At 71.2% G+C, this 7,612-nt stretch carries 7 protein-coding genes; 5 read left to right on the top strand and 2 right to left on the bottom strand.

The genetic code is table 11. From position 1 onward, the window contains the following. Window positions 1-122: 122 nt before the first annotated feature. On the bottom strand, window positions 123-698 hold the full coding sequence (locus ACFQ4O_RS13065) for an NAD(P)H-dependent oxidoreductase (RefSeq protein ID WP_378776133.1): 576 nt from the start codon (window positions 696-698) through the stop codon (window positions 123-125). Window positions 699-916: 218 nt separating this feature from the next. On the opposite strand from ACFQ4O_RS13065, the gene metX reads away from it, so the two are divergent. The 5 genes from metX (at window position 917) to ACFQ4O_RS13040 (ending at window position 7,315) form a co-directional block, all read left to right on the top strand. After that, window positions 917-2,116, top strand: a complete 1,200-nt coding sequence (gene metX, locus ACFQ4O_RS13060) for a homoserine O-acetyltransferase MetX (protein WP_378776132.1) — start codon at window positions 917-919, stop codon at window positions 2,114-2,116. A gap of 46 nt (window positions 2,117-2,162) precedes the next feature. After that, on the top strand, window positions 2,163-2,750 hold the full coding sequence (locus tag ACFQ4O_RS13055) for a septation protein A (protein WP_378776131.1): 588 nt from the start codon (window positions 2,163-2,165) through the stop codon (window positions 2,748-2,750). Window positions 2,751-2,915: 165 nt separating this feature from the next. Then, window positions 2,916-3,803: a DUF1194 domain-containing protein gene (locus ACFQ4O_RS13050; protein ID WP_378776130.1), complete on the top strand. Its 888-nt coding sequence runs from the start codon at window positions 2,916-2,918 to the stop codon at window positions 3,801-3,803. Between the two features lie 121 nt (window positions 3,804-3,924). Beyond that, window positions 3,925-6,366, top strand: a complete 2,442-nt coding sequence (locus ACFQ4O_RS13045) for a GcvT family protein (protein WP_378776129.1) — start codon at window positions 3,925-3,927, stop codon at window positions 6,364-6,366. Between the two features lie 67 nt (window positions 6,367-6,433). After that, a complete protein-coding gene (locus tag ACFQ4O_RS13040) occupies window positions 6,434-7,315 on the top strand; it encodes a phosphotransferase (protein WP_378776128.1) in 882 nt (293 codons plus the stop codon). 16 nt (window positions 7,316-7,331) lie between these two features. Here the strand turns inward: ACFQ4O_RS13040 and ACFQ4O_RS13035 are convergent. After that, the coding region (locus ACFQ4O_RS13035) for a magnesium chelatase subunit ChlI family protein (RefSeq protein WP_449289002.1) at window positions 7,332-7,612 on the bottom strand (281 nt) is incomplete at its 5' end.

Raw genomic sequence — 7,612 nt, 5'->3', positions numbered from 1 at the left:
TGGTGGAGATCACCAGACCCCCGGACACGTTCGGGACCCAGTAGGCGAAGCGGATCGGGGCGTCGGGGCGGGGCGGCTGTCGTGTCTCGGCCATGGGGAGGCCTCCTTGGTCAAAGGGACGATCAGGCGTTGGGAAAAAGCTGCGCGGCGCGGGCGGGCACCGGCGCGCGGGCCAGAGCCTCGATCGCCTCGCCGATCAGGAGATCGGCGCGCACCCGCACGAGCGGATCGGTGATGTGGCCGTCGCGGTGCTGGCCCTCGGCCACATAGAGGCCGGTCGGCAGGGTGCGGGCGCCGAAGAAGCCGAACAGCGGCCGCAGCTGGTGCTCCACCGTCAGCGCGTGGCGGTCGCCGCCGCCGGTGGCGATCAGCCCGACCGGGACGCCCACGAGCGCCCGATGGTCGATCAGGTCGATGAAATGCTTGAACAGGCCGCTGTAGGAGGCCTTGTAGACCGGCGAGGCCGCGAGGATCAGGTCCGCGGTCTCCGTGTCGCGCAGGCGTCGCTCCAGCTCCGGCGAGGCGTCGCCGCGGGCGCGGGCGAGACCGAGATCGGCGGCGAGCTCGCCGATGTCGATCAGCGTCACACGCCCGCCGGCGCGCTGCACGATGGCCTGCACCAGCTCCTCCAGCAGCACCCGGGTGCGGGACTGGGCCGAGGGGCTGCCGCTGAGGGCGACGATGCGCGGCGCGGTCATCGACATGCGCCCGGAAGACGAAGCGTGCGCAGGCGCGGCATGGCGCGATCCTCATCAAAATATATAATCTAGCGAATTAATCAAAATATGTTGTGGTCAGACTGTCAACATCAATCCCCCAAGTGCGACGAAAGTCGCGATCGGGCCGCCGTGCTGCGGGCCGGCGCGCCTTTGGCGTTGACAGCGCCGCCCGCCGGGTCTTCACCTCCCCCTCCACGATGAAGCGCGAGGGGCCCTTGGGCGAAGCGACGATCGAGCGGACGGTGCATGAGACGGCGCGGCGTGAGGCCGACGCGCCGCGCAGCCCCGTCGCGCGTCTCGACCGGCCGCTGACGCTCGAGTCCGGCGCGGTGCTCGGCGGCGTGCGCGTCGCCTACCAGACCTATGGCGCGCTGAACGCGGAGCGCTCCAACGCCGTGCTGGTGTGCCACGCGCTCACCGGTGACCAGCATGTGGCGAACGTCCATCCGGTCACCGGCAAGCCGGGCTGGTGGTCCACCATGGTCGGCCCCGGCCGGCCGATCGACACCGACCGCTTCTTCGTCATCTGCTCCAACGTGCTGGGCGGCTGCATGGGCACCACCGGCCCGGCCTCGCTCAACCCGGCCACGGGCGAGCCCTACGGCCTCGACCTGCCGCTGGTGACCATCCGCGACATGGTGGCGGCGCAGGCGGCGCTGGTGGACCATCTCGGCGTGCCGGACCTGTTCGCCGTGGTCGGCGGCTCCATGGGCGGCATGCAGGTGCTGGAATGGGCCGCGAGCCACGGCGACCGTGTGTTCGCCGCGCTGCCGATCGCGACCGCCGCCAAGCATTCCGCCCAGAACATCGCCTTCCACGAGGTGGGCCGGCAGGCCGTCACCGCCGATCCGGACTGGCGCGGCGGCCGCTACCTCGTCGAGGGAGCGATCCCGCGCAAAGGTCTGGCGGTGGCGCGCATGGCCGCGCACATCACGTATCTGTCGGAACCCGCGCTCCAGACCAAGTTCGGCCGCAACCTGCAGGACCGCGCCGCGCGCACCTTCGGCTTCGACGCCGATTTCCAGATTGAGAGCTACCTGCGCCACCAGGGCGCGAGCTTCGTGGAGCGGTTCGACGCCAACTCCTATCTCTACGTCACCCGCGCCATGGACTATTTCGACCTCGCGGCCGACCACGGCGGCGTGCTGGCCAAGGCGTTCCGGCGCTCCAGGACGCGGTTCTGCGTGGTCTCCTTCACCTCAGACTGGCTGTTCCCGACCGAGGACTCCCGCCAGATCGTGCACGCGCTCAACGCGGCGGCGGCCAATGTCAGCTTCGTGGAGATCGAGACCGACAAGGGCCACGACGCCTTTCTGCTCGACGTGCCGGAGCTGATCGCCACCACCCGGGGCTTCATCGACAGCGCCGCGCGGGCGCGCGGGCTGCCGCCCGCATGACGCTTCGCCATCATGGCGCCGCTTCCCGCGGCCTAAGGTTCACGGCATGACACCGAACGACGCGCCTCAGACCCCCGCCAACCCGCTGCTGAAGCTCGCGCTCGAGCTTGGGCCGCTGGTGGTGTTCTTCGTCGCCAACAGCCGGACGGACCTGTTCACCGCCACCGCCGCCTTCATGGCGGCGACGGTGGCGGCGCTCGCCGTGTCCTGGGTCCTGCTGCGGCGCGTGCCGGTGATGCCGCTGGTCTCGGGCGCCGTGGTGCTGATCTTCGGCGGGCTGACGCTGGCGTTGCAGGACGAGCTGTTCATCAAGCTCAAGCCCACCATCGTGAACCTGCTGTTCGCCGGCGCGCTGTTCGGCGGGCTGGCCTTCGGCCGGCCGCTGCTGGCGGTCGCCTTCGACCAGGCGTTCCAGCTCACCCATCAGGGCTGGATGAAGCTGACCTGGCGCTGGGCGGTGTTCTTCGTGTTCCTCGCGGCTTTGAACGAGGTGGTGTGGCGCACCCAGACCACCGATTTCTGGGTGGCCTTCAAGATCTGGGGCGTGATGCCGATCACCATGATCTTCGCCATGGCCCAGGCCCCGATCCTGCAGCGCTACGCCCTGCCGCCCCAGGACGCCGCCGCCAAGTGACCCTCATCTGACCCTGATCTAACCCTCGTCTCCCCGCGGGCGGTCGCGCGACCGCCGCGGCCCGCCGTCACATGTGTGTCGCACGGCTGGCGGAGCGCCGATTCGAGTGGCACCATGGTGGGTAGTCCACCGTGGCGTCGACGTCGAAAGGCGGGGTCTATGGGAGTGATCGGTCCGGTTCGCAGCCTGTTTCGCCGCGCGCGCCGCCGACCTCCGCCACGACCGCCCGCAGTCGGGCTCCGGCTCGCGGCAATCGCCGCCGCGCCCGCCTGCGCCGGCGCCCCCGCGCAGGCCGCCAGAGGCGACGCTCCGGTCGATCTCGAACTCGTGCTGGCGGTCGACATCTCCTACTCCATGGACGTGGAGGAGCAGCAGGTGCAGCGCGACGGCTACGCCGCCGCCATCGTCTCCAAGCCGGTGCTCGACGCCATCGGGCAGGGCATGATCGGGCGCATCGCGGTGGCCTATGTGGAATGGGCCGGCGCCGACGACCAGCGCACCGTGGTGCCGTGGCGGCTGATCGACGGCGTCGACAGCGCCCGCGCCTTCGCCGCCGAACTCGCCGCCCAGCCGCTGAAGCGCTCGTTCCGCACCTCGCTGTCCGGCGCCCTCAGCCACTCGGTCCGCATCTTCGAGAACAACGGCTACGAGGGCCTGCGCAAGGTGATCGACATCTCCGGCGACGGCCCCAACAACCAGGGCCCGCCGGTGGACACGGCCCGCGACGAGGCGGTGGAGCGGGGGATCGTGGTCAACGGCCTGCCGCTGATGCTGAAGCACCAGAGCTTCGGGTTCGCGGACGTGGCCGAGCTCGACGTCTATTACCGCGACTGCGTGGTGGGCGGGCCGGGCGCCTTCGTGCTGCCGGTGCGCTCGGTGGAGCAGTTCCCGGAGGCTGTGCGCACCAAGCTGGTGCTGGAGATCGCCGGCCGCGCCCCCGGTCCCGACGACGACGCCCATCCGGAGCGGCCGCGGCCCGCCTCCGCGGAGCCCGGAGGCCGCAGCCTGTGCGCGGACGGGGAGCGGCTGTGGCGCGAGCGCTTCGGCGAATGACGCGGATGCGGGAGTAAGCCACACAAAGCCACATAAGTCGTGGATGTGTGTTGACATGACCGTCGGGGCTGAGGCCTGATGTGAGCCGCTCAGACCGCGCGCCACCCGAAGGACCGTCCCGATGGCCGAATTTCCGACCCAGGCCCAGATCGTCATCGTGGGCGGCGGCATCATCGGCTGCTCCACCGCCTATCATCTGGCCAAGCTCGGCCTGAAGGACGTGGTGCTGCTCGAGAAGCACAAGCTGACCTCGGGCTCCACCTTCCACGCCGCCGGCCTCGTGGGGCAGCTGCGCTCCAACGCCAACATCACCCAGCTGCTGGGCGAGAGCGTGAAGCTCTACCGCACGCTGGAGGAGGAGACCGGCCTCGCCACCGGCTGGAAGATGAACGGCGGCCTGCGCCTCGCCTGCACCGAGGAGCGCTGGACCGAGGTGAAGCGGCAGGCCACCACCGCGCGCTCCTTCGGGCTGGAGATGCACCTGCTGACGCCGAAGGAGGCGCTGGACCTGTGGCCGCTGATGGACGTGTCCGACGTCATCGGCGCGGCCTTCCTGCCCACCGACGGACAGGCGAATCCCTCCGACATCACCGGCTCGCTCGCCAAGGGCGCGCGCATGAACGGCGCCCGCATCCTCGAGGACACGGAGGTCACCGGCTTCCGGATCGAGAACGGCCGCGTCACGGCGGTGGAGACCGACCGCGGGCCGATCGCCTGCGAGATCGTGGTCAACTGCGCCGGGCAGTGGGCGCGCGAGGTGGGCGCCATGGCGGGCGTGAACGTGCCGCTGGTGTCGGTCGAGCACCAGTACATGGTGACCGAGCGCATCGAGGGCGTGACCTCAACCCTGCCGACGCTGCGCGATCCCGACCGCCTCACCTACTACAAGGAGGAGGTGGGCGGCCTCGTGATGGGCGGCTACGAGCCGAACCCGATCGCCTGGGCGCGGGACGGCGTTCCCGCCGGCTTCAACTTCCAGTTGCTGCAGTCGAACTTCGACCATTTCGAGCAGCTGATGGAGCTGGCGCTCGGCCGCGTGCCGGCGCTTCAGACCGCGGGCGTGAAGGAGCTGATCAACGGCCCCGAGAGCTTCACCCCCGACGGCAACTTCATCCTGGGCCAGGCGCCGGAGCTGACCGGCTTCTATGTGGGCGCGGGCTTCAACGCCTTCGGCATCGCTTCCGGCGGCGGGGCGGGCAAGGCGCTGGCCGAATGGATCGCGGGCGGGCGGCCGCCTTACGATCTCTCGCCGGTGGACATCCTGCGCTTCGGCAGGAACGCCTCGGACGTGGAATGGGTGCGCGCCCGCACGCTGGAGGCATACGGCAAGCACTACACCATCGCCTGGCCGCACGAGGAGCACGACAGCGGCCGGCCGCTGCGGCGCTCGCCGCTCTACGACCGGCTGGCGGCGAAGCGCGCGGCGTTCGGCGAGAAGCTCGGCTGGGAGCGGCCCAACTGGTTCGCGGCCGAGGGCGAGGAGCCCCGCGACCGCTACACCTTCGGCCGGCCGAACTGGACCGACGCGGTGGCGCGGGAGCACACGGCGGCGCGCGAGGGCGTGGCGCTGTTCGACCAGACCTCCTTCGCCAAGTTCCTGCTGACCGGCCGGGACGCGGAGGACGCGCTGTCCTGGCTCAGCGCGTCGGACGCGCGCCGGCCGGTGGGCGCGGTGTTCTACGCCCCGATGCTGAACCCCAAGGGCGGGATCGAATGCGACCTCACCGTCGCCCGGCTGTCGCCCACCGACTATTACGTCATCGCCGGCACGGGCGCGGCGACGCGGGACTTCGACTGGATCCGCCGCAACCTGCCCGAGGGGCTCGACGCCCGGCTGGTGGACGTCACCTCGTCCTACGCGGTGCTGGCTCTCATGGGCCCCAACGCCCGGCGGCTGCTGGAGCGCGTGACCCGCGACGACGTCTCGGACGCAGGCTTCCCCTTCGGGACATGGAAGCGGCTCAACGTGGCCGGCGCGCCGCTGACGGCGCTGCGCGTCACCTTCGTGGGCGAGCTCGGCTACGAGCTGCATGTTCCGACCGAGTTCGCGGTCACGCTCTACGACGCGCTGTGGACGGCGGGCGCGGATCTCGGCCTCGCCGACGCCGGCTACCGCGCCATCGAGACGCTGCGGCTGGAAAAAGGCTACTGGGCGACCGGCGCCGAGGTCGGCCCCGACCACTCGCCGTTCGAGGCCGGGATCGGCTGGGCGCTGAAGCTCGACGGGCCGGAGCCCTTCCTCGGCCGGGAGGCGGCGGAGGCGCAGGCGGGCGCGCCGCTCAAGAAGCGGCTCGCGGGCTTCACGGTGGACGATCCGAACGTGGTGCTGCTCGGCCGCGAGACCATCTATCGCGACGGCGAGCGGGTGGGCTGGCTGTCCTCCGGCGGCTTCGGCCACACCATCGGCAAGCCGATCGGCTACGGTTACGTGCGCCGGGAGGGCGTGAACGAGGCCTTCGTGCTCTCGGGCCGCTACGAACTCGACGTGGCGACCGTGCGGGTGCCGGCGACCGTCCATCTTGGCGCGCTGCACGATCCGGAGATGGCGCGCGTTCTGGCCTGAGACGGAGCGGACAGTTCAGCGGGGGGCGCAAGGCCATGACGGCGCACACGGACGGGGGACGGCGCGCATGACGGACGGAGCCGCGCTCGACCGCATCCGCCGGCTCGCCTTCTGGCGCGGGCCGGTGGACCCGACGCCGCTCGGCGGCGGCATCACCAACGCCAATTTCGTGGTCGAGGACGCGGGCCGGAAATATGTGGTCCGGCTCGGCGATGACATCCCGCTCCACAACGTGCTGCGCTTCAACGAGCGCGCGGCCTCGAAGGCGGCGGAGGAGGCGGGCGTCTCGCCGGCGCTGCGCCATTTCGAGCCCGGCCTGATCGTGATTGACCACATCGACGGCCGCACCTTCGGCGAGGCGGACGTGCGCGCCGAGCTGCCCCGGGTGGCGGAGCTGGTGCGCACCGCCCATCGCGAGGTCACCCGCCGCATCCACGGGCCGGCGCTCGGGTTCTGGACCTTCCACATCCTGCGCGGCTATCTGCGCACGCTGCGCGAGGGCGGCTGCCGGCTGGCGGCGGAGCTGCCCGTTCACGCCCGGCTCGCCGAGCGGCTGGAGGCGGCGCTCGGGCCGACCGAGATCGTCTACGGCCACAACGACCTGCTGCCGGGCAACTTCCTCGACGACGGCCGGCGGCTGTGGCTGATCGACTGGGACTATGGCGGCTTCAACACGCCGCTGTTCGATCTCGGCAACCTCGCCTCCAACAACGGCTTCGACGACGCCCAGCGGGACGCGCTGCTGGAGATCTATTACGGCCGGGCGCCCGACGACGCCCTGCGCCTGCGGCTGCAGGCGATGGAGGCGGCGTCGCTGCTGCGCGAGGCGCTGTGGAGCATGGTGTCGGAGGTCCACTCGAAGATCGACTTCGACTACCGCGCCTACACCGCCGAGAACCTCGCCCGGCTCGACCGCGCCGTCGCCCGCTTCGACCACATGGCGGGCTGACGCCGGACCCGGCCCGTCAGGCCGCCCGCGCCGCCTGCGCAGGCGTGGAGCGGTAGGCCAGCGCCTCCGCCAGATGGGCGCGGCCGACCGTCTCCGCGCCGTCGAGATCCGCGATGGTGCGGGCGACCCGCAGCACCCGGTGATAGCCGCGGGCGGAAAGCTTCAGCGCGTCCGCCGCGTCCTGCAGCAGGCGGCGGCCTGCGGCGTCGGTCCGCGCGATCTCCTCCAGCGCCGCGACGCCCACATGGGCGTTCAGCCGGGCGGCGTCGAGGCCGAGCGCGTCGCGGCGGCGCTCAC

This window comes from Methylopila musalis (assembly GCF_042679725.1).
Classification (GTDB): Bacteria; Pseudomonadota; Alphaproteobacteria; order Rhizobiales; family Methylopilaceae; genus Methylopila; species Methylopila musalis.
Note: the sequence above shows the minus strand (reverse complement) of the source record. Positions and strands in the feature narration are given on the sequence as shown.